1 rRNA gene is annotated in these 261 nt (G+C 44.1%); it reads left to right on the forward strand.

The features are described from left to right. Nucleotides 1-156: 156 nt before the first annotated feature. Nucleotides 157-261: ribosomal RNA gene (locus F2P44_RS34790) — 23S ribosomal RNA — on the forward strand; the annotation flags it as partial.

Below are 261 nucleotides of genomic sequence, written 5' to 3' on the forward strand. Positions count from 1 at the left end.
CGTTCTTTAACAATCTGGAAGAAGTAAAGTTTTAATCGAATCGTCGACAGACGGTTCGATGGGTAGTGATTGTATGTATCAAAACAAAGCAACAACGCTGTACTTTCTTATCTCTGTAACGCTCTTTGATCTTTGGATCAGAGGCTAACGTTATAGGGACAAGCGAATAAGTGCACATGGTGGATGCCTTGGCGATTACAGGCGACGAAGGACGTAGTAGCTTGCGATAAGCTGCGGGGAGCTAGCAAACAAGCTTTGATC

Source organism: Massilia frigida (assembly GCF_011682175.1).
GTDB lineage: Bacteria > Pseudomonadota > Gammaproteobacteria > Burkholderiales > Burkholderiaceae_D > Telluria_A > Telluria_A frigida.